Raw genomic sequence first — 20,439 nt, forward strand, 5'->3', positions numbered from 1 at the left:
ATGAGTCTGTAAAGACTCAAAGGAGAGCTGCTTGGCCACTGGTGCCCTGACCCCACCCGCTGACACCGTCACCGAAACCCTGCTGGAGTTTCCCGATAACTTCCTGCTGATCGATCTTTGCGGCGAGTATGATCGCAACCTGACCACGATTGAAGAAAGTCTTGGCGTGCAGATCCTGCGCCGGGGCAATCAATTGGCCGTGATCGGCGATGAGCCGTCCCGCATGGATGCCGCAAAGGTATTGCAGGCCATATATGCCCGTCTTGAATCCGGTCGAAGCTTAGAGCCGGGTGATCTGGACCGCGAATTGCGCATGGGAAATGATGCGATGTTTGACCCGCAAGCGGGTGATGATCAGATCGAGCTTTTCCAAGGCGACACGTCCCGGGTCGAAATCAAAACCCGCAAAAAGTTGATTGAGCCGCGCACGGATGCCCAGAAGGCCTATGTGAAATCCTTGTTCGACAAGGAACTGGCCTTTGGCATTGGTCCTGCGGGGACCGGCAAGACTTATCTGGCTGTCGCCGTGGGCGTGAATATGTTGATCAGCGGCCATGTCGATAAGATCATCCTGTCCCGTCCTGCCGTAGAGGCCGGTGAAAAGCTGGGCTATTTGCCTGGTGATATGAAGGACAAGGTCGATCCTTATATGCAGCCGCTTTATGATGCGCTGAATGACTTTCTGCCTGGCAAGCAGTCTGCCAAGATGATCGAGGAGAAAATCATCGAAATTGCGCCCTTGGCCTTTATGCGGGGACGTACCTTGTCGAACGCATTTGTCGTTTTGGATGAGGCGCAAAACGCCACCACTATGCAAATGAAGATGTTTCTCACCCGTCTGGGCGAAGGATCGCGCATGGTGATTACAGGGGATCGCACGCAAATCGATTTGCCGCGCGGGGTAAGTTCGGGGCTATCGGATGCCGAACGGCTGCTTAAGAATATTCCCAAGATCAGCTTTAACTATTTCAGCGCAAAAGATGTCGTCAGGCATCCGCTCGTCGCTGCGATTATCGAAGCGTATGAGGCGGATAAGCCCGAGTGAGTGTTGACTGTGTGGTCGAAGAGACGCGTTGGGGCGATATCGCTGAGCTTGCTCAGATCGCTTCGGACGCTGTCTTAAGTAGGCTTGGCATGCTGCCGGATGCCTATGAAATCAGTGTGTTGGCCTGCAATGATGCGCGGATCGCTGCGTTGAACGCGGATTTTCGGGGCAAGCCGCAACCGACAAATGTGCTTAGTTGGCCGTCAGAGGAGCGGTCGTCGCAGATTGACGGCGACATGCCTGATTTACCAAAGCAGGGTCCAGATAGTGAATTAGGTGATATCGCTATCGCTTTTGAAACATGCATGCGTGAGGCCGAGGCGGCCAACAAGACCATGCGTGATCATACACTTCATTTACTGATCCATGGCACCCTGCATTTGCTGGGTTTCGATCATGAACGTGACCGCGACGCCACCCTTATGGAAGGGTTGGAAACAGAGATACTTGGCAAACTGGGTATTTGTGACCCATATAAGGATCGATTGGCTCAATTTACGGGCCTGTATAGGTAAGGAAAAAATGGGCGACACCGGCGACGGTCCATCTATCGCAGCGCAAAGCGCGCAACTGGACCAGACAGAAAAACAACCCGGGCTTTTTGCCAGGCTCCGCGATGCAATTCGCCCCCCCGCAACGCCAGAGATACTTGACGAGGTATCCCCCGACACAGCGCGCCATGCTGGCGCCGTCCTTGGTATGCTGAACCTGCGCCGGATGCGGGTTGAAGACGTGGCCGTTCCCAAACCCGACATTGTGGCCATTCCTTTGGGGACGACCAAGGATGAATTGGTTGAGACCTTTCGCGAAAGCGGTCTGACCCGCCTGCCTGTTTATGACGGCACCTTGGATACCCCTATCGGTTTTGCCAATCTCAAGGATTTTGCGCTTCAGTACGGGTTTAACGGGGATCAGCCGGAGCTTGATTTGCGCAAACTGATCCGCCCCCTGATTTACGTTCCACCGTCCATGCCGCTTGGTGTGCTGTTGCAAAAGATGCAGGCAGAGCGCACCCATATGGCCCTTGTCATTGACGAATATGGCGGTACCGATGGTCTTGTGACCATTGAAGATGTCATCGAACAGGTCGTCGGTGAAATCGAGGATGAGCACGATGTCGAAGAAGCCAAAAGCTGGGTGATGGAAAAGCCAGGCTGCTATTTGGCGCAGGCCCGCACCGAGCTTGATGATTTCGAAACCGAAATCGGGATCAAGCTGACCGAACATGCCGACATCGATGAGGAAGAAATCGACACGCTGGGCGGCCTTGTGACCTTGTTGGCTGGGCATCTGCCAGCCCGGGGCGAGGTGATCTTGCACCCCAATGGCCCCGAATTCGAGGTGGTCGATGCTGACCCACGTCGGATCAAGCGGTTACGTGTTCGCTGTAACCCAGCGCCAGCCCGTGCCTAACATCGCTGCCGGCTTGTTGGCCCGGCCCGCATGGCAGCGGTGCGCCGTTTTCTTGCTGCTCGGCGGATTGGCGGGATTGGGGCAAGCGCCTTTGGATATTTGGCCGGCAACGATCCTTGCCCTGGCCATTTTGCTTTATTTGCACAGTAAGACGACTGCACCGCGCCCGGCGGTTTTGCATGTTTGGCTGTTCGGAATTGGCTATTTCGCGTTCAGCCTGCGCTGGATTATTGAGCCCTTCTTGGTCGACATAGCCCGTCATGGATGGATGGCGCCGTTTGCCATCTGCCTTATGGCGGCAGGTGCGGCGCTTTTTTGGGCTGTGGCCGCTTGGTGCGCGTGTCGTGTGTCCCTGCGTAATGCGCCAATGCTGGGACTGGCAATTGTCATCGCCGAGGTAACGCGTTCCTTGATCTTGACCGGGTTTCCTTGGGCGCTGTTAGGACATGTTTGGATTTCGACGGGTCTGGCGCAACTGGCGGCCTTCGGCGGACCACATCTTCTTAGTTTGATCAGCATGATAGCTGCTTGGGCGCTTGTCTCACTGGCTGGCAGATTTCGGGTAATCGGAATTGTAACCCTGGGTCTGTTGGTCACGGTATCTTTCGTTCTACGCCCGGGTCCCGCTGATCCGGTTGCGGCTGATGCGCCGGTTGTGCGGATTGTCCAACCGAATGCTTTGCAACATCAAAAATGGGACCCGGCCTACCGGGATGTGTTTTTGAACCGCCTCGTAACACTGACCGGGCAGGGTGCGACACCTGATCTGGTGGTTTGGCCTGAGACATCTGTGCCCTATTTGCTGAACTATATCGAAGATGACCTAAGCCTATTTTCAGAGGCGGTTCGCGGTGCGCCGCTTGTCTTTGGCGTCCAACGCGCCGACACAGAGCGCCGGTTTTACAACAGCCTTGTGGTCATGGATGCCGGGGGGCGTGTGCAATCGATCTATGATAAACAGCATCTGGTTCCCTTTGGTGAATACATCCCCGGCGCGGGCCTGTTGGGGCGCGTGGGAGCGGCAGGTCTGGCCCGCAATCTTGGATCGGGGTTCACAAGTGGCGATGTGCCGGGTCCGATCGATTTGCCCGGCATTGGCGCAGCCATTCCACTGATTTGTTATGAGGGGATCTTTGCCGAAGAGCTGACGGATGGCGGTGATCGCGCGCGGCTATTGCTGTTGATCACGAATGACGCGTGGTTCGGGCAGGCCGCTGGCCCATATCAACACCTTGCGCAGGCGCGCTTGCGCGCCATTGAGCAAGGTTTGCCCATGGTGCGTGCTGCGAATACCGGGATTAGTGCGATGATCGATGCCAAAGGACGGATCCTCAGCCAATTGGGGTTGGACCGTGATGGGGCGCTTGATGTTGCATTGCCGCCTGCATTGCCGCCGACACTTTATGCGCAGTTTGGCGACTGGCCCTTTCTGGCGGTTTTGTTCTTGTTAACCTTGGGTTGTTACGGCTTATCAAGGCGCGAAGGCGATTGACCTTGCTAGGTTAAGTCCGTAGACGCGTGGATGGTTCTGCCACAACGGCTTCCTGACGTGGCAGTGAATTTTATTGGAGCACTTCCCCATGGCACGACAAGACTATATTTTTACATCGGAATCCGTTTCCGAAGGGCATCCCGACAAGGTATGCGACCGTATTTCAGATGCGGTGCTTGACGCATTTCTTTCGCAAGAACCCGAGGCGCGAGTCGCATGCGAGACCTTTGCCACCACCAATCGCGTGGTTATTGGCGGGGAAGTCGGCCTATCTGACAAAAGCAAACTGAAAGACTATGTCGGCCGTGTCGAGGACATCGCGCGCGCATGCATCAAAGATATCGGATATGAGCAAGATAAGTTTCACCACGCAACATGCAAGGTGACGAATCTGCTGCATGAGCAGTCCGCCCATATCGCCCAAGGCGTCGATGCCGCGACTGATAAAGACGAAGGCGCGGGCGATCAGGGGATCATGTTTGGCTATGCCACCACCGAAACAGACGCATTGATGCCTGCACCCATTCAATACGCACATGCGATCCTGCGTCGTCTCGCGGAAGCCCGAAAATCGGGTCAGGAACCGACTTTGCGCCCAGATGCAAAAAGTCAGGTTTCACTGCGGTACGCAAATGGAAAACCGGTCGAGGTGACATCGATTGTGCTGTCGACCCAGCACGCGCACGAAGACCAAAGTAGCGACGACATCCGCGCTATTGTCGAACCTTATATTCGCGAGGCTCTGCCCGATGGGTTAATCACGCCGAAAACCGAATGGTGGGTAAACCCAACCGGTATTTTCGTCATTGGCGGCCCTGACGGCGATGCAGGCCTGACAGGCCGTAAAATTATCGTGGATACTTATGGTGGTGCCGCACCGCATGGTGGCGGGGCATTTTCCGGCAAAGATCCAACAAAAGTCGACCGATCTGCGGCCTATGCAGCCCGCTATCTGGCCAAGAATGTCGTGGCCGCTGGTTTGTCCGAGCGCTGCACAATCCAGCTGAGCTACGCGATTGGTGTTGCTAAGCCATTGTCGATCTATGCAGACACCCACGGCACCGGCGACGTTGATCCGGAAGCGATTGAACGGGCCGTGGCGCAGGTTATGGATCTGACCCCACGCGGCATTCGCGAACATCTGCAATTGAATAAGCCGATCTTTGAGCGGACCGCAGCCTATGGCCACTTTGGCCGTGAGCCAGATGCAGATGGCGGCTTTAGTTGGGAACGTACAGATTTGGTTGAGACGCTGAAGCGCGCTGTCTGATCAAGCCGCGCCGAAGCCTCGAAAGCGGGGCTTGGCGTTGACAAAAAAGCACGTTTAAATCGATGTAATGGCTATCGATTTAAACGTGACTGGAAACTGCATGAGACACATATGGAGCCTTGCCATGGGTCTGATCGTCGTGGCGACGGACCTGCCTGCTCAGAAATTTGGCTTAGCTGAGGGCGGTGTTACTGGTAAATTTGATCTCCGCGGGTCAGTCCTGATTTACAACAGCGATAATGCGGCCGTTGGTGGCTATCCCGAAATCGAAATGGCTGATGTCGAGGAACTGCGCGGGTATTTGCGTAGTCAGCCGCACATCAAGACGTTGGAATTGAACAGCGGCGGTGGGTCCGTCTGGGCCGGTAATGAAATGGCCCGTATCGTTCTGGATTTCGGGCTGAACACCCGTGTAGAGGGTGAATGCAGTAGTTCCTGCGTCAATATCTTCTTGGCCGGACAGAACAGAGAGATGGCGCGTGGCTCAAGCATAGGTTTTCATCAATATGGTTGGACCGACGAGGGGATTGAAAGCTACTTTAAAGAATGGCGGGATGAGGAGAATTGGCGGACGCCGTATGATTTTGCCTCTTGGCTTTATCAAGATACCCAACATGAAACGGCTGCACATCTGGAATATATGATTTCACGCGGGGTTGACCCGCTCTTTGCGATTGAGGCGAAGAAATACCGCCCCGCTATGTGGTATCCGACCCGTTCAGAACTGGAAGACGCAGGCGTTTTACGCGACTGAGCTGATTGCACCGCACGGCGTCGCTTGCTAAGGCCCAGCCATGACTGATGACCGACATCCCTCTGGCGCCCCATGGCGCAATTTCTATGGGCGTTTCAAGGGCAAGACTATTCGCGCCAGCCAGCATGAATATCTTGAAAATGATTTGGCCCCGCTATCACCGGGACCCATTACGTGGGACGAAAACCCAAAGCGCGTTCCGCTTGATCTAGATGCCGTCTTTGGCAGCAAAGACGTCTGGCTTGAAATCGGCTTTGGCGGGGGTGAGCATCTGGTGCATATGGCTGAGAGTTATCCGCAGATCGGCCTTATCGGGTGCGAGCCGTACATCAATGGCGTTGCAATGCTGTTGGGGAAAATTCGTAAAGCTGAGGTGGAAAACCTACGTGTTCATCCAGGTGATGTGCGTGATTTGTTTGATGTGCTGCCGGATCAGACACTTAGCAAGGTATTTCTGAATTACCCGGACCCCTGGCCGAAAAAGCGCCACCACCGTCGGCGATTTGTTACACCGGAGCACTTGGAACCGCTGCATCGCGTGATGCAGCCCGGGGCAGAATTGCGCGTGGCGACAGATATTCCCGATTATGTGCGTCAAACGCTCGAACAGGTGCCGCGTCACGGGTTTACATGGCTTGCAGAGCGTCCGGACGATTGGCGCACACCTTGGGATGATTGGCTGTCGACACGTTACGAGCAAAAAGCCCTACGCGAAGGGCGCACGCCGCATTATCTGACATTTCGGCGCGATCCTTCACGCAGCAGGTGATGGACCCTGATCTCAGCCTGGGGTATCAGGCCGCAAGATAGCGATAAGGAACAGTTTTATGTCCGGCCACGGCAGCCCCATTCCGATGACATCACGCCCTTGCGGCCCGCTTAAGGGCGAGGCGCATGTGCCCGGCGACAAGTCTATTTCGCACCGTTCGCTGATCCTGGGCGCGCTCTGTGTTGGTGAAACGCATATCACCGGCCTGCTTGAAGGCGAGGATGTGTTGGATACAGCCAAGGCGATGCGCGCATTTGGTGCGACCGTTACCGATCATGGGGGCGGTGAATGGACTGTGCAGGGCGTCGGTGTCGGCGGTTTTGCAGAGCCTGATCAAGTCATCGACTGCGGCAATTCAGGCACCGGTGTGCGCCTGATCATGGGGGCTGCTGCGACTTGCCCGATCACGGTGACCTATACAGGCGATGCCTCATTGAATGGACGCCCGATGGGCCGCGTGACGGACCCGCTGACGCTGTTTGGCACGCAATCCTTTGGCCGCGAAGGCGGCCGTTTGCCCATGACCGTTGTGGGTGCAGCAGAGCCGATCCCGGCGCGTTACGAAGTTCCCGTGCCTTCTGCGCAGGTGAAATCAGCGGTTTTACTGGCGGGTCTGAATGCCCCTGGTCAGACGATCGTCATCGAGAAGGAAGCAACCCGCGATCATACTGAGCGCATGTTACAAGGCTTTGGGGCTGAACTTAGCGTCGAAGACACTGATGAGGGGCGGGTCATCACGCTTACCGGGCAACCCGAGCTGACACCGCAAAGCATTGTCGTCCCGCGCGATCCGTCCTCGGCTGCGTTTCCGGTCTGCGCTGCGATCATAACGCCTGGTTCTGATGTCTTGGTCCCGAATATCGGTTTGAACCCAACACGCGCGGGCCTTTTTACGACCCTGCAAGAAATGGGTGCCGATCTGACCTATGAAAACATGCGCGAAGAAGGGGGCGAGCCCGTGGCCGACCTTCGTGCAAAATTCTCGCCTGATCTGAAAGGGATTGCCGTGCCGCCTGCGCGGGCCGCCAGCATGATTGATGAATATCCAGTGCTGTCCGTTGTTGCGGCTTTTGCATCAGGCGTCACGGATATGCAGGGCGTGAAAGAGCTGCGGGTCAAGGAAAGCGACCGGATTGACGCGATGGCCAAAGGGCTACGGGCCGCTGGCGTGAGCGTCGATGAAGGTGATGATTGGTGGAAGGTGCATGGGCTTGGGCATGGTAACGTGCCGGGCGGCGCAACCGTCGCCAGTCAGCTTGATCACCGCATCGCCATGGCATTCATGGTTATGGGAATGGCGACGCAAAAACCCATGAGCGTTGATGACGGATCACCCATCGCTACATCTTTCCCGATTTTTGAGTGGCTCATGGGCAATCTTGGCGCGCAATTGGTGCGAACAAACGGCTAAAAGGCCGCAAAATTCGGAATCAGATTTGTAGCCGATTGCCGCAAAAATGCGCCGAACCCAGCCTATTTTTTGGGCTGATGGCGCTGGTGTGCTGTTTTTTCGATCATTTTCAACTGGACCCCGAAAAAGTTAATGCCTCAAAATTAGACTAAGTCACCGGTCCTTCTAACCTGATCTGGTTGGTTTGGGCGGATGATCGTCCAGATTTTTGAGGGTAACGAAGTGCAAAATTTCAGCGCAACAGGCCTTATGTGTCCGATTGGGCGGCGTAAGGCGTCCTTAGGACGGGGTGCCTTCGCAAAATGAGCCCCGTTCCCTGCGCAAATGATGCACAGCTAAGCTGGGCGTGTCTGGGCCATGACCTCAATCTCGACCAGAAATTCAGGGCGGGTGAAGCCGCTGACAATCATCAGCGTGGACGCAGGAAGATGTGGCACATCGGCAAGCCAGGCATCCCGCGCCGCCATGTATCCCGCCATATGCGCCCGATCCGTCACAAAGGCGTTGATCCGCAAGGTGCCGGCCTTAGAGGCTCCAGCCTCGGTCAGTATCAGATCGATATTCGCAAAGATCAGTTTGGCCTGTGCCTCGGCCCCCTTGGGCACGGTTCCGTCAATATTCAGGGCCAACTGGCCCGAGGTCAGAACAATGCCATCGGCACATACCCCATGCGCGTATCTGGCGAATGGCGGCGCCATCCCTTGCGGCGTCAGGCTTTTGATCATCATGCGCTCCTTTTCTCTGCGGCCAGCTCTGCTTGCCGCAATGCAAACCTGAAACGAAACCCTTCGCAAGAAAGAACCTGATATGACATCAAAACTGACATATATCGCAGCTGCCACGACATTGGCAGCGACGAGCGCCTTCGCTGACGGTCACCTGACAGAGGTTGCATTTGGCACGAACTGGCTTGCCCAGGCCGAACATGGCGGTTTTTACCAGTCGGTTGCTGACGGGACCTATGAGGCTTGCGGTCTGAGCGTTTCGATCGTTCCGGGTGGCCCGCAAGTAAACAACCGCGCGCTACTGTTGGCGGGCCGGATTGATTACCATATGGGCGGCGATTTGCTGCAAGCCTTTAACGCTGTGAAAGAGGGTATCCCGGTCGTCGCGGTGGCTGCGAGCTTCCAAAAGCATCCGCAGGTCATCTTGGCCCATCCCGGCCAGGCCGAGACCTTTGAGGACCTCAAAGACCTGGAACTTCTGATCGGCGACAATGGCTATCAATCCTTTTATCAATGGATGATGGCGGCTTACGGTTTCACCGATGAGCAGCGTAAACCCTATACTTTTAACCCCGCACCGTTCTTGGCTGACACCGGCACCGGGATGCAGGGTTACCTGTCATCAGAGCCCTATCTGGTGGAAAAAGAAGGCGGGTTTGAGCCAAGTGTCTTCCTGATCGCTGATGCCGGATATTCCACCTATGCGACGACCATCGAAACAATGGCGACGACCATTGAAGAGAAGCCCGAAGAGGTAACCTGTTTTGTCGAAGGGTCGATCTTGGGCTGGTATAATTTCCTATATGGTGACAACGCCGCCGCCCGCGAGATGATCAAGGCGGACAATCCTGAAATGACCGATGACAAGATTGACTTTGCTATCGCGAAAATGATCGAAAATGGGATCGTGCTGTCGGGTGACGCCGAAGAGCTTGGCATCGGTGTTATGACTGATGAAAAGATCGCGGATTTCTATAACAAGATGGTCGAAGCTGGCGTGATCGAAGCCGGGCTTGATTACCAATCTGCCTACACGACAGACTTTGTCGGTAACGGGCTGGGCATGGAAATCGCAAATTAAGACAGTGTCGGGGCTGGCTTCGGCCAGTCCCGATCTGACGAAGGAAATATCGAAATGCAAAGCGCAGCCACGCAGACGCGGCCCGAGCTTTTGCGCATGTCTCATATCGAAAAGACGTTTCGCGGGAACGTGGTGGCATTGCGTGATTTGAACCTGACGCTTCATCAGGGCGATTTTTTGTCTCTTCTCGGCCCGTCTGGCTGCGGTAAGTCGACAGCCTTGCGTTTGATCGCTGGTCTGATGTCGCCCACATCGGGCAGCATCGATTGGCAGGGCGGTCAAGGTGATGGTGATCTGGGGGTCGTGTTCCAGGAACCCACCCTGATGCCGTGGGCGCGGGTCAAAGATAACGTCTGGCTGCCTTTCCGGTTGCGTGGAAAAAGCTATGCCAGCGTAAAAGACGATGTCTTGCAAGCGCTGAAACTGGTGGGGCTTGCCGATTTCCAAAACGCTTATCCGCGCGAATTGTCCGGCGGCATGAAAATGCGCGTGTCAATCGCGCGGGCACTTGTCACCAAGCCGCGACTGATTTTGATGGATGAACCTTTTGCGGCGCTTGATGAAATCACCCGGCATCGTTTGAATAACGATCTGCTGGCGCTGCGCGAAGCAATTGGATGCACGGTGATTTTTGTAACGCACTCGGTCTTTGAGTCCGTGTTTTTGTCGGACCGGATTGTCGTGATGGCCGCGCGGCCGGGCCGTATCATCGGCGAGGTGAAGGTGGACGCGCCCTATCCGCGCACTGAGACCTTCCGCACATCGACAGATTATGCGGCGTCGGCCGCGGAAGCTTCACAAATGCTTGAGCGCGCGATGGAGCAAGCAGCATGAGCGCGCTGGACACACAATCGGCCCCGACGATTGATCATGAGGAAGAACGCCGCGCACGGCAAAAGCAGATCACAAGGGTTGCCCGTTGGATGCTGCCTTCGCTGGTGCTGGTCGTGCTGATTGGCGGCTGGCAGGCTTATGTCACGATCGCTGAGGTCCCCCACTACATTCTGCCGTCACCCTATTTGATTGGGCAGACATTGATTGCCGACTGGGCGGTTTTGTGGCCTGCTTTGCTTGTTACAGGGCGGCTGACATTGCTTGCCTTGATTTTTGCAGTCATCGGGGGGCTGGCTATCGCAATTGCCTTTACGCAATCGAAATGGGTTGAACTTGCAATGTTCCCCTATGCTGTGATCTTGCAGGTCACTCCGGTCGTGGCGATTGCGCCACTTTTGCAAATCTATGTGGAAAGCGCCTTTGTGGCGGCCCTGTTATGCGCATGGATCGTGGCATTCTTTCCGATCCTGTCGAATACGACCATCGGGCTCAAATCTGCAGATCATAATCTGCAAGACCTGTTCAAAATCTATGGCGCGAGCAAGTGGCAGACGTTGCGCTATCTTTCGGCCCCATCGGCGCTGCCGTTCTTTTTGGGTGGTTTGAAAATTGCCGGGGGGCTGGCATTGATCGGCGCTGTGGTGGCCGAGTTTGTGATCGGGCGTGCAGGCACCGGGCTTGGCCTTGCATCGACGCTGCTTGAAGCCTCATACCGGTTCAACTTCGGCCGCCTCTATGCTGCCTTGATCCTGATATCGATCATGGGGGTGGCGATCTTCGGATTGATGAGTTTGATCAGCTATCTATGCCTGTTCCGTTGGCATGAAAGTGCCCTGAAAAGAGAAGATTAATGGATTTCAAAACACTTCCGGACGGGCCGGTGACCCTGCGCAACGTCACCATACCTGCCGCTGTGCTGGGGCAAGACGGTGATTTAGTCCGGACCGAGATCGGCATCGCCGATGGCAAGATCGCGGCAGCGGGCGGCGCAGCGATCGATATGGGCGGCGCTATGGTTTTGCCCGCTTTTGTCGATTGTCACACACATCTTGATAAAGGGCATATCCTGCCCCGGGCGCAGAACCCCGATGGGACCTTCATTGGGGCGCTAAGCAATGTGCGTGCTGATCACGCCAATTGGACCAGCGAAGATGTCCGCACCCGCGCAGATTTTTCGATACGCTGCGCCTATGCCCATGGGACGCGGGCGATCCGGACCCATGTGGATTCGATGAATGGGCAATATGCACGCAGTTGGCCCGTACTGGCCGAATTGCGGGACGAATGGGCGGGCAAGATCGATCTGCAAATGGCCAGTTTGATCTCATGCGAAGGCTATGCCTTGGCCGAGTATCACGACATCGCAGAAGCGGTCGCCCAATATGGCGGCGTTCTGGGCATGGTGTCTTACCCAATCCCCGAACTCAAAGAGGTGTTGCTTGGCCATTTAGAAACGGCGGGCAAGCTTGGATTGGCGTTAGATTTTCATACCGACGAAACCATGGACCCCAGCTCTGAGACATTGCGTTTAATCGCGGAATGCGTTCTGGAAACAGGCTTTGATGCGCCGGTTTTGGTCGGGCATTGCTGCTCATTGTCGGCGCAAGATGATGCGCGGGCATTGGACACGCTTGATCTTGTCGCCAAGGCAAAACTGGATGTGGTAAGCTTGCCAATGTGCAACCTTTATCTGCAAGATCGGCAGGCCGCCCGCACTCCGCGCGGGCGCGGCGTGACATTGGTGCATGAGATGAAAGCGCGGGGGATCAAGGTCAGCTTTGCCTCGGATAATACACGCGATCCGTTCTACGCTTATGGCGACATGGATATGCTTGAGGTGATGCGCATGGCGACACGCATTGCCCATCTTGACCACTCTGATCCCGATTGGGTGCAAAGCTTTGCCGCAACGCCAGCGACTGTTTGCGGGTTTGCCGATAATAGCCTCGCGATTGGTGCCGCCGCCGACCTGATTATTTGTTCCGCGCGCAATTGGAATGAACTTTATGCGCGGCCGCAATCTGATCGCATCGTGCTGCGCAACGGTGTCGCGATCGACCGCACCTTGCCCAGCTACACCGAACTTGATCCGCTTTTTGAGGCTACCCCATGACCATACCCGCCAATATCGCCGCAGCAAAAGCTGCGCTATCGCATCTTGATGTCGAAGAACGGGATGCGGCAATCACGACCGCCTCCCGGGATTTTTTTGGTACTCGCCCGTGCTCAAGGCGCGGATGGATCACCTTGTTGCCGACTTTGTTGTCCGGCCCAAGGATGAGGCCGAGATTATCGAAATCCTGAAAGTTTGCTATGAGCATGATGTGCCGGTGACCACGCGCGGGGCGGGGACAGGAAATTATGGGCAAGCCATGCCGATGCGCGGCGGCTGTGTCATGCATCTAAAACACTTGGATCAGGTGACACATTGCGAACCGGGCCGCGTGATCGTGCAGCCGGGATGTCTGCTCAAGGATGTGGATGCGCACTGTATCGCGGCCTGCGGTCATGAGCTTCGCATGTTTTCCTCAACCTGGGCGACCGCCACAATTGGCGGCTTTATTGCGGGCGGCTCTGGGGGTGTTGGCTCAGTCACTTGGGGGTCGCTGCGCGAGTTGGGGAATATCATCCGCTTGCGGGTTGTGACGATGGAAAAAGAGCCGCGCATCCTAGAATTCACAGGCGAAGAGCTGGCCCGCGTCAGTCACGCCTATGGCACCAACGGGATCATCACCGAGCTCGAACTTCCGCTGGCCCCGGCCTATGATTGGACCCACTGCTTTGTCACGGCTAAGGATTGGGATCGGGCCATGGAATGCGCCGATGCTCTAGCCAATGAAAATGGCATCCTGCTTAAAATCGCTTCGGTCTATGAGGCGCCAACCGCTAAGGCCTATTTCCAACGCGTCGCCCCATATGTTGCGGATGATGATCACCTGATCGGTCTGATGATCGCGCCGCATAATATGGAAGGGTTCCTGACATGGATGGGGCGCAATCCGGATATGAAACTGATCTATCGGTCAGATGATCACGACTGGGCCCGCGCACCTGGTCATGTTTTTGAATATGGTTGGAATCATACAACATTGCGCGCGCTCAAGGTTGATCCCAGCATTACCTATCTGCAGGTCCGCTACGGGTTCCCTGATCATTTCCGGCTTGTCAATGAAATGCGCGCAGCCTTCCCTGACGAGCTGATCCAACATCTTGAAGCGATCCGGATGGAGGGCGGCAAGATCGGCTTTGCCGGGCTGACCCTTGTGAAATTCACCACAGAGGAAAGACTTGATGAAATCGTCAAGGCCCATGAAGCCGCAGGGGCGCTGATCTTTAACCCGCATCGCTACACACTGGAAGAAGGAGGGCGGCAGCATGCCGACCCACGCCAGTTGGATTTCAAAAAAGAGGCCGATCCAAAGGGGCTCTTAAATCCGGGTAAGATGATCGCTTGGGATGACCCGGACTGGGATTACGCCAAAATGTACGCCTACCCAGGCATGACCAAAGCCCCCGAAAGCGCCTGACGTGAAAACCTTTGTACTTTATGCGCATCCATGCGCAGACAGCTTTAACGCAGCCGTCCATGATACCGTGGTGGGCGCGTTGAAAGCCCGTGATTGGGACGTGGATGATTGTGATTTGAACGCCGAAGGCTTTGCGCCTGTCCTGACCGAGGCCGAGCGGCGCGGCTATCACGATATCCCTCAAAACACAGGGCCCGTGCAGGCATATGTTGACAGGCTGCGCCAGGCCGAAGCCTTGGTGATGGTCTTTCCAGTGTGGAACTTTGGGTATCCAGCAATCTTAAAGGGCTTCTTAGATCGGGTCTTTCTGCCCGATGTCAGCTTTAAACTGGAAGGCGGGGGCATCAGTCCAGGGTTGACCAATATCAAACGCCTTGTGGCCTGCACGACTTATGGCGGCACGCGGGTCCGGGCCATGATGAACGGGGACCCACCACGCAAATGCGTCACGCGCGCGGTGCGTTATGCCTGTGGCTGGCCGCGCACACGCTATATTGGCCTTTACGATATGAACAATAACAGCCCCGATGCGCTGAGCGCCCATCTTGATCGGGTGCGATCCGAAATGCAGAGGCTGTAATGCGCGCGCTTGTGGTTTATGCGCACCCGCGCCCCGACAGCTTTAATGCCGCGATCCGGGATTTGGTCATTGAACGGCTCAAAGCATCGGGTGCGGAAATAAGGTTGATTGATCTTTATGCCGATGGGTTTGACCCAGTGATGGGGCAGGACGAACTGGGCGATCATTTCGATGAGAGCAAGAACCAGACCGGGCTTGAGGCGCATGTCGCGGATTTGAAATGGTGCGACACGCTGGTCTTCGTTTACCCAACCTGGTGGTACGGTCTGCCTGCGATGCTCAAAGGATGGCTGGATCGGGCATTGTTGCCCGGTGTTGCGTTCAAGATGCCCGCAGCCCCAGATGAAAATATTGCACCCGGGCTGACTCATATCTCGCGGCTGGCGGTCTTTACCACCTGCGGGGCAAGCTGGTGGTTGACGCAGTTTGTCGGCGCACCGGGTAAGCGGACAATCCTTCGCGGCGTACGTCTGCTTTGTGCGAAAGGGTGCAAAACTGCCTTTGCTGCCCATTATCTCATGGACAGCTCAACCAAAGACAGCCGCGCGGCGCATCTTGAAAAAGTCGCGCGCAAAGTGGATCGATTTGCGAAAGGGTAGAGGATGATACCGGTTCTGGATTGGTCAGCCTTTCAAACTGATCCGCAAGCATTTTCGGCTGAGCTGGGGCAGATCTGTCGCAAGAGTGGTTTTTTTCTACTCAAGAACCACGATGTCCCGAAGGCCCTGATCGATGCGTGTTTTGGGCAAGCAGATGCGTTCTTTGCATTGCCCGAGGCGCAAAAGGCAAAGCTGTCAATCGCCTCGAACCCGCATAATCGCGGTTGGGCTGCCATGGGCAGCGAAAGCCTTGATGAGGCGTCCGGCCAGATCGATCAGAAACAAGCGTTTAATATCGGGCTTGATCTGGCGGCGGATGACCCGGCTGTGCTGCGCGGTGATGCATTTCGGGGCGTGAATCTATGGCCTGCGATTGACGGGTTTCGGGATATCGTACTGGACTACTTCAATGCTGTTTGGAAACAGGGCATTGACTTACATGCTGCATTTGCCCGCGATCTGGGGCTCGACCCAGATTACTTTGCCCCGCATTTTGATGCGCCAATGGCGACCCTGCGGCTATTATCCTATCCATCAGCATCCGGACAAAAGAATGAGATGGGTGCAGGCGCGCATACCGATTATGGATCAATCACGCTGTTGATGACCGACGGGGTGTCGGGTTTGCAGGTCAAACCGCGCGGAGGTGACTGGGTTGACGTGCCGCACGCGCCGAATGCATTTGTAGTGAATATTGGCGATTGTCTGATGCGCTGGACCAATGAAATCTACGCCTCAACACCGCACCGGGTTTTGCCGCCGCCAAAGGCGCGCCGGTCGATTGCTTTTTTCCTTGATCCAAACCCCGACAGTTTGATTGCGGCGCTGCCTGGCACAGGCGCAGCAAAATTCCCGCCAGTTCTGGCGAAAGACTATCTGCGGGCGCGGCTGGATGCGACATATCATGGAAAGGACCAAGATGAGACGGCTTGATTGGGCGCAGCGGCGCGCGCCAGAATTTGAAAATGTTGATCCAAAGACAGCCATCGCCATCTTGCCGACGGCGGCTATTGAACAACACGGTCCGCATTTGCCGGTTGGGACGGATACGCTGATCATGGAAGGGATGTTGAACACATTCCGCAAAAGCTGTCCCGATGATCTTGACCCGTGGATTTTGCCCATCCAGGCTGTTGGTAAATCCAACGAACATCTTTGGGCGAAGGGTACTTTGACGCTGACGGCAACGACGGCCCTGACCGCATGGACAGAAATCGGGCTGTCAGTCGCCCGCGCTGGCTTTAAAAAGATCGTGATCGTCAACAGCCATGGCGGCAATTTGGACCTGATTTCAATCCTGTCACGCGAATTGCGGGTTGAGGCTGGGATGCTCGCAGTTAAATGCCAATGGGGTAATTTCGGCCATCCGGATGGCATGTATGGCGATTACGAAAAGAAATTTGGCATCCACGGTGGCGATGTGGAAACCTCGCTGATGCTCGATTTCGCAGCTGAAAGCGTGGATATGTCCCATGCAACCCATTTCGCATCTACAGCCGAAACGGATCTGATCCCACCGATTGGACCAATCAGCCGGGGATGGATTGCGTCAGACTTGAACCCCGACGGAACGGTCGGCGATGCGAGCTTAGCGACGGCAGAGAAAGGGCGAGCAACTGCTGAGCATCAAGTGGCAGGTTTTGTTGCGCTTCTACGGCAAGTCCGGGACATGCCACTGCCGGACGCCGCTGCGAAAATCTAAGACGTTTTTTGACAGGGATTATTCTTCAAGAGGTGAGATGAAAGCACAGATTTTGTGTCTTAGTCACGCATAGATGTTCCGTCGGCGGGGAAGTGGTGGCCGCCGGGACGCGGCCGGCGCGACTTCCAGCGTATCATTGACATCGTCAGGGTTCATGACGAAACAAGCTCGGGCTCGCGATATCTCTTAGCCGGAACTCACTTGCGCGGGATTGCTGCAGATCGCCAATTGGTGGGCCTTTTCACGCAGTCCCTTGTCAGCATTCTGGATGGTTTGCTGCAAGAGCCGATCGAAACGCTACCGGGGCTGAATATCCCAAGGGGGATTAATGAAGAACTCGTGCGGCTCGACAAGGCGGCTAATCATGTTCATCGGACGGCAATGGCGGTCGAAAAGCCCAACAATGAAACGCCGTTTATCTATGAGAAGCTGATTGCACGCCAACAACGCTGGTATGCGCATGCCCATTACCATCCGTCGACATCGAAATCATCGACCCCAAAAGTGATGAAGCATGCGAACCCTTACCAGACGGGACAATTGGTGAGATCACGGTAAGAGGCCCAACCGTCTTTGAAGGGTATGACGATCAGGAAATTTCGGCTTTCACCAATCGGGGCTTCTTTCGAACCGGTGATCTGGGATGTTTTTCCTCGGACGGCTCCGGATGGTTGCAGATTACCGGTCGGGTGAAAGACATCATCAATGTCGGAGGTGAAACCATTGCGCCGATGGATGTCGAAACGGCGCTGGAATGCTACCCACCATTTGTCGAAGCTGAAACCAAGCCGCAATTCATGGTCTTCGCCAGATCAAATTCCGAACTTGGCGAAGAAGTTGCTTTGGCTATCGCAAACGCGCCATCTGATTTGGACATAGCACATATCCATCAATGGGCGGCGCAGCAGCTGCCGGACGCTGCCGTCCCAAAATCCTATGTCATGATGCCCGCCTTGCCCCTGACAGCGACAGGAAAGCGACGCCGTGTGGCCTTTGCTGCGCACTTCAATGCGCAGCTTGCATCACGTCCAATTGGCGCCCTGCAAAGTTTCATCTGGCAAGAAAGTGACCGGGCAGCCTATTTGCTGGATGAGCAAAACACAAATCGTGCGCAAAAACCTTCGGCATCAACAACGTCCAGTATAACACTGGATGATGTTCTTTTGGCCGTCCAAGGTTTCTTGAACCTTCCCGCGCCGATTGGGGTAGATACGCATTTGGGCGATGCGGGCGTCAACTCCTTTGTCGCAATGGAATTGGCTGTGCATCTTGGCAATCGCTTTGGCTGTTCCTTGCCCAATTGGATCGTCAGTGATCAGCCGTCCGTCCGTGCTTTGCATTCGACTATCGCGGGCGAAGTCGCAAAACCCGCCATTGCCGACACTTCTTTTGATGCCAAGCGGCCCCACAATGAAAAACCCATTACGCGCATGCTATTCTTGCATGGGGAAGGCGCCGATGGGGATCTGATGGAAAAAAGCATGCGGGCGACGCACTGGACGGGGCGGTTGTCTGACCGGATCGATTTCACCTTTATCGATGCCCCGCACCGCTGTGCACCTAAACTGGCTTTCCATCCTGTTGCATTTGAGGCCCGCCTTTATGGCAAAGCGCATTATTACAGCTGGGGCACTATGCAAACACAATCGTTGGCGGAAAGCGTTGCGCATGTGCAGAAAGCGTTGGAAAGTCTTGGACCGTTTGACGCAATCGGTGGGATTTGCAACGGTGCTCTGGTCGCGGCTTTGGTTGCTTCGCAAAATGCTGAATTGGAACTTCTTCTCAGCATGTCCGCAAGTCCGCTAGAGCGATTGGCCGACGGGGTTGATCAACTCAGACAGATTACGGCGCCCAATACAATCCACCTAGTTTCGGCCAAAGATGAGATGCATTCAGTTGGGCAGCAGTTGGAAATCACCGCCCTTTGTAACAAGGCCACCGTGCTGCAGCATGATCGCGGACATGCTGTTCCGCTGCTAGAACCCGATCTTGAGGACAATCTTCGTCGCGTTACGCATGGCGACTTGCACCTGCATCGGCAACCAGCGGTCAAACCCCATGCGCCGACAAATACATCTGAAAACCGCGCAACTGTTGTGAAATACGCGCCGCGCGTCGCAAGCGTCATGGGGCGGGTTCTTAAGATGGATGAACCAGACATACGCGATGATTTCTTCAATGTCGGCGGCGACTCTCTGAAAGCCATCACATTGGCATTGCAGCTGGAAAAAGAGTTTCGTGTTGATCTACCTTTCGAACTCCTTTTCGAAAGGCCCGCAAGTGCAGAAAAAATCGCAGAGACGATCGCTGGACGTCTCAATCCTTCAACGCAACAAAGTGTCTTGGCACTCAATAATGCTCCATCTTCGCGCTTGATTTTTGCTTTGCCGATACTGAGCGGCATTACGTCCGGCTATATAGAAATCGCCCGCGCCCTTGAGGACGAGGTCCGGGTCGAAGCCGTGCGCAGCCATCTGCTGGTATCAGGCCGTTGGCCATATTCTTGCAGCTTGGATGATGTTGCATTGGATCTAGCAACGACGATCGCGCAACGTAGTGATAGATCTGAAATTAATCTAATTGGTGCTTCTGCCGCCGGGATACTCGCTTTTGAGACGGCAAGACTTCTTGTCGATTGGGGCTTTAGTATTGGCTGTCTGGCGTTGATCGATACCGATTCCACACCTGACGGAAATCGGTGGCCAATTGCATTTGAAACTTTCTTCGAATGGGGCAAAGCGGTGTCTAAGTGGCGTCGCGGGAAAAAGTATCAACGCAGAACGTATCGCGAGTTCCACTTCCGTGCCCAACTGAACAGTTGGACCCCGCGTCCTATTCCAGCTGCGCGCCCTATGTTTTTTAAGGCAGAGCAGGGCACAATTGATCAGGTGCAAATCCAACGGTGGCGGCATCTGTTGAATAACAGCCTCGAACTCATTTCCATCGAAGGTCGTCATGCCCGTTTCACAAAGCCTGATGTCGCCAGTCGAATTGCGCACTTTATCAACAGGCGGGTTTGAAGCGCCGATGTGATCGGCGCAAACCGAGTAGATCTCAAACGACGAGGCCGTGGCGCCCAACTTACGCAGAGTGGTGTTTCACGGCGTTTGGGACGCAAAGCTCTACAACCGAGATTGCGCCGTCAACTTGCGGATGCACGCACAAGTAGGGCTCCATTGCCGATAAACGATTGCGCTGCACGATCTGGAAACACACCGTTTCCAAGGGCCGTCAGCG

20 protein-coding genes and 1 riboswitch are annotated in these 20,439 nt (G+C 55.3%); of the genes, 19 read left to right on the forward strand and 1 reads right to left on the reverse strand.

Going from position 1 to position 20,439, the window contains the following annotated elements; genetic code table 11:
• Window positions 1–31: 31 nt before the first annotated feature.
• From AABB29_RS11305 to aroA, 8 genes are all read left to right on the forward strand, one after another.
• On the forward strand, window positions 32–1,045 hold the full coding sequence (locus AABB29_RS11305) for a PhoH family protein (protein ID WP_341366808.1): 1,014 nt from the start codon (window positions 32–34) through the stop codon (window positions 1,043–1,045).
• Complete coding sequence (ybeY, locus tag AABB29_RS11310; protein WP_341366807.1) at window positions 1,042–1,560, forward strand: rRNA maturation RNase YbeY; 519 nt, start codon at window positions 1,042–1,044, stop codon at window positions 1,558–1,560. The genes AABB29_RS11305 and ybeY overlap by 4 nt, the downstream gene beginning before the upstream one ends.
• Before the next feature lie 7 nt (window positions 1,561–1,567).
• Window positions 1,568–2,458: a hemolysin family protein gene (locus AABB29_RS11315; RefSeq protein WP_373636508.1), complete on the forward strand. Its 891-nt coding sequence runs from the start codon at window positions 1,568–1,570 to the stop codon at window positions 2,456–2,458.
• Window positions 2,394–3,950: an apolipoprotein N-acyltransferase gene (lnt, locus tag AABB29_RS11320; protein WP_341366806.1), complete on the forward strand. Its 1,557-nt coding sequence runs from the start codon at window positions 2,394–2,396 to the stop codon at window positions 3,948–3,950. The genes AABB29_RS11315 and lnt overlap by 65 nt, the downstream gene beginning before the upstream one ends.
• Window positions 3,951–3,983: 33 nt before the next feature.
• A riboswitch (SAM-SAH riboswitch) is annotated at window positions 3,984–4,031 on the forward strand.
• A 7-nt stretch (window positions 4,032–4,038) separates the two neighbouring features.
• A complete protein-coding gene (metK, locus tag AABB29_RS11325; RefSeq protein WP_373636509.1) occupies window positions 4,039–5,220 on the forward strand; it encodes a methionine adenosyltransferase in 1,182 nt (393 codons plus the stop codon).
• Window positions 5,221–5,320: 100 nt separating this feature from the next.
• Complete coding sequence (locus tag AABB29_RS11330) at window positions 5,321–5,974, forward strand: hypothetical protein (RefSeq protein WP_341366804.1); 654 nt, start codon at window positions 5,321–5,323, stop codon at window positions 5,972–5,974.
• 40 nt (window positions 5,975–6,014) lie between these two features.
• The gene (trmB, locus tag AABB29_RS11335; protein ID WP_341366803.1) at window positions 6,015–6,743 is read left to right on the forward strand and encodes a tRNA (guanosine(46)-N7)-methyltransferase TrmB; all 729 of its coding nucleotides are present in this window, start codon (window positions 6,015–6,017) and stop codon (window positions 6,741–6,743) included.
• 58 nt (window positions 6,744–6,801) lie between these two features.
• Window positions 6,802–8,154 (forward strand): 3-phosphoshikimate 1-carboxyvinyltransferase, encoded by a 1,353-nt coding sequence (gene aroA / locus AABB29_RS11340; protein WP_341366802.1) that lies wholly within the window; start codon window positions 6,802–6,804, stop codon window positions 8,152–8,154.
• Between the two features lie 335 nt (window positions 8,155–8,489).
• On the opposite strand, the gene AABB29_RS11345 is transcribed toward aroA, so the two are convergent.
• On the reverse strand, window positions 8,490–8,882 hold the full coding sequence (locus AABB29_RS11345; RefSeq protein WP_341366801.1) for a RidA family protein: 393 nt from the start codon (window positions 8,880–8,882) through the stop codon (window positions 8,490–8,492).
• A 79-nt stretch (window positions 8,883–8,961) separates the two neighbouring features.
• Between AABB29_RS11345 and AABB29_RS11350 the strand changes: the two genes are divergently transcribed.
• The 11 genes from AABB29_RS11350 to AABB29_RS11400 all read left to right on the forward strand — a co-directional run bounded on the left by AABB29_RS11350 (window position 8,962) and on the right by AABB29_RS11400 (window position 20,222).
• A complete protein-coding gene (locus AABB29_RS11350) occupies window positions 8,962–9,960 on the forward strand; it encodes an ABC transporter substrate-binding protein (RefSeq protein ID WP_341366800.1) in 999 nt (332 codons plus the stop codon).
• Between the two features lie 54 nt (window positions 9,961–10,014).
• Window positions 10,015–10,794: an ABC transporter ATP-binding protein gene (locus AABB29_RS11355; RefSeq protein WP_341366799.1), complete on the forward strand. Its 780-nt coding sequence runs from the start codon at window positions 10,015–10,017 to the stop codon at window positions 10,792–10,794.
• The gene (locus AABB29_RS11360; RefSeq protein WP_341366798.1) at window positions 10,791–11,645 is read left to right on the forward strand and encodes an ABC transporter permease; all 855 of its coding nucleotides are present in this window, start codon (window positions 10,791–10,793) and stop codon (window positions 11,643–11,645) included. The genes AABB29_RS11355 and AABB29_RS11360 overlap by 4 nt, the downstream gene beginning before the upstream one ends.
• Window positions 11,645–12,907, forward strand: a complete 1,263-nt coding sequence (locus AABB29_RS11365) for a cytosine deaminase (RefSeq protein ID WP_341366797.1) — start codon at window positions 11,645–11,647, stop codon at window positions 12,905–12,907. Before AABB29_RS11360 ends, AABB29_RS11365 begins: the two co-directional genes overlap by 1 nt.
• A gap of 124 nt (window positions 12,908–13,031) precedes the next feature.
• On the forward strand, window positions 13,032–14,321 hold the full coding sequence (locus tag AABB29_RS11370; RefSeq protein WP_341366796.1) for an FAD-binding oxidoreductase: 1,290 nt from the start codon (window positions 13,032–13,034) through the stop codon (window positions 14,319–14,321).
• A 1-nt stretch (window position 14,322) separates the two neighbouring features.
• A complete protein-coding gene (locus AABB29_RS11375) occupies window positions 14,323–14,901 on the forward strand; it encodes an NAD(P)H-dependent oxidoreductase (protein WP_341366795.1) in 579 nt (192 codons plus the stop codon).
• Window positions 14,901–15,500 carry an NAD(P)H-dependent oxidoreductase gene (locus AABB29_RS11380; RefSeq protein WP_341366794.1) on the forward strand — a complete coding sequence of 200 codons (600 nt, stop codon included), beginning with the start codon at window positions 14,901–14,903 and terminating at the stop codon, window positions 15,498–15,500. Before AABB29_RS11375 ends, AABB29_RS11380 begins: the two co-directional genes overlap by 1 nt.
• A gap of 3 nt (window positions 15,501–15,503) precedes the next feature.
• Window positions 15,504–16,433, forward strand: a complete 930-nt coding sequence (locus AABB29_RS11385; protein ID WP_341366793.1) for a 2-oxoglutarate and iron-dependent oxygenase domain-containing protein — start codon at window positions 15,504–15,506, stop codon at window positions 16,431–16,433.
• Entirely contained in the window at window positions 16,420–17,202 is a 783-nt protein-coding gene (locus tag AABB29_RS11390; RefSeq protein ID WP_341366792.1) for a creatininase family protein, read from the forward strand. Before AABB29_RS11385 ends, AABB29_RS11390 begins: the two co-directional genes overlap by 14 nt.
• Window positions 17,203–17,403: 201 nt before the next feature.
• On the forward strand, window positions 17,404–17,760 hold the full coding sequence (locus tag AABB29_RS11395) for a hypothetical protein (protein ID WP_341366791.1): 357 nt from the start codon (window positions 17,404–17,406) through the stop codon (window positions 17,758–17,760).
• Window positions 17,761–17,873: 113 nt separating this feature from the next.
• Window positions 17,874–20,222: a phosphopantetheine-binding protein gene (locus AABB29_RS11400; protein WP_341366790.1), complete on the forward strand. Its 2,349-nt coding sequence runs from the start codon at window positions 17,874–17,876 to the stop codon at window positions 20,220–20,222.
• Window positions 20,223–20,439: the final 217 nt, after the last annotated feature.

Source organism: Yoonia sp. BS5-3, assembly GCF_038069655.2.
Lineage (GTDB): Bacteria > Pseudomonadota > Alphaproteobacteria > Rhodobacterales > Rhodobacteraceae > Yoonia > Yoonia phaeophyticola.

Coding starts and splice junctions, on each gene's coding strand:
- AABB29_RS11345 (WP_341366801.1), bottom strand. CDS start 8,882: ATGATGATCAAAAGCCTGACGCCGCAAGGGATGGCGCCGCCATTCGCC.
- metK (WP_373636509.1), top strand. CDS start 4,039: ATGGCACGACAAGACTATATTTTTACATCGGAATCCGTTTCCGAAGGG.
- AABB29_RS11390 (WP_341366792.1), top strand. CDS start 16,420: ATGAGACGGCTTGATTGGGCGCAGCGGCGCGCGCCAGAATTTGAAAAT.
- AABB29_RS11385 (WP_341366793.1), top strand. CDS start 15,504: ATGATACCGGTTCTGGATTGGTCAGCCTTTCAAACTGATCCGCAAGCA.
- AABB29_RS11350 (WP_341366800.1), top strand. CDS start 8,962: ATGACATCAAAACTGACATATATCGCAGCTGCCACGACATTGGCAGCG.
- AABB29_RS11355 (WP_341366799.1), top strand. CDS start 10,015: ATGCAAAGCGCAGCCACGCAGACGCGGCCCGAGCTTTTGCGCATGTCT.
- AABB29_RS11365 (WP_341366797.1), top strand. CDS start 11,645: ATGGATTTCAAAACACTTCCGGACGGGCCGGTGACCCTGCGCAACGTC.
- trmB (WP_341366803.1), top strand. CDS start 6,015: ATGACTGATGACCGACATCCCTCTGGCGCCCCATGGCGCAATTTCTAT.
- lnt (WP_341366806.1), top strand. CDS start 2,394: ATGCTGACCCACGTCGGATCAAGCGGTTACGTGTTCGCTGTAACCCAG.
- AABB29_RS11330 (WP_341366804.1), top strand. CDS start 5,321: ATGAGACACATATGGAGCCTTGCCATGGGTCTGATCGTCGTGGCGACG.
- aroA (WP_341366802.1), top strand. CDS start 6,802: ATGTCCGGCCACGGCAGCCCCATTCCGATGACATCACGCCCTTGCGGC.
- AABB29_RS11380 (WP_341366794.1), top strand. CDS start 14,901: ATGCGCGCGCTTGTGGTTTATGCGCACCCGCGCCCCGACAGCTTTAAT.
- AABB29_RS11360 (WP_341366798.1), top strand. CDS start 10,791: ATGAGCGCGCTGGACACACAATCGGCCCCGACGATTGATCATGAGGAA.
- AABB29_RS11315 (WP_373636508.1), top strand. CDS start 1,568: ATGGGCGACACCGGCGACGGTCCATCTATCGCAGCGCAAAGCGCGCAA.
- AABB29_RS11370 (WP_341366796.1), top strand. CDS start 13,032: ATGGATCACCTTGTTGCCGACTTTGTTGTCCGGCCCAAGGATGAGGCC.